Below are 626 nucleotides of genomic sequence, written 5' to 3' on the forward strand. Positions count from 1 at the left end.
GGGCGGTCATTGGCTTCCAGATAGCGGTTCTGGATGACCTCCCATTCATGCCGCCAGATTTCACAATACTTCTGGTCGTTCCAGTCAACCGTATCCTCCTTGTGGCTTTTCCACCTGCCGGACGGAAGTTTTATCCGTTCTCCGCTTTCATCAAGGTCATAAACCTTGCGGCTCTTGGGAAGCCATTTTCCATGTTCGTCCATTGCTCTCATAGTCAGCAGGACATGGGCATGGGGATTGTGTCCCGGCGGATGGGGGTCATGGATTGCAAAATCAGCAATCATGCCTTTGGAAACAAACTGCTGTTCACAAAACTCCCGGACAAGGACAGCGTACTGGTCGGGCGGTATCTCTCTGGGGATGGTAAGCACCCACCTCCTTGCAAGCTGGGAGTTCCATTGCTTCTCCACCGCTTCGGCGGCGTTCCATAAGGTATTACGGTCTGCATACTCCGGCGGGGCATTTGCTGGGAGCAGAATCTCATTGTGGACGATACCACGCTTTTCCGGGTAGTGCTTCACTTGCTGGTCGTATTCACAGAACAGCTTTTCGCCACTCTGGTAAGCAGCGGCGGCAACCGCAGACTGCCGCTGGCTGCGCTGAACAATCGTGATTTCGTTGTGTGG

1 protein-coding gene is annotated in these 626 nt (G+C 53.8%); it reads right to left on the reverse strand.

The annotated features are described in order from the left end of the window. A partial coding sequence (gene mobQ, locus LIZ87_RS22090) for a MobQ family relaxase (protein WP_227149230.1) occupies window positions 1–626 on the reverse strand: 626 nt, incomplete at both ends.

The organism is Lacrimispora sp. 210928-DFI.3.58 (genome assembly GCF_020554865.1).
Taxonomy (GTDB): domain Bacteria; phylum Bacillota; class Clostridia; order Lachnospirales; family Lachnospiraceae; genus Enterocloster.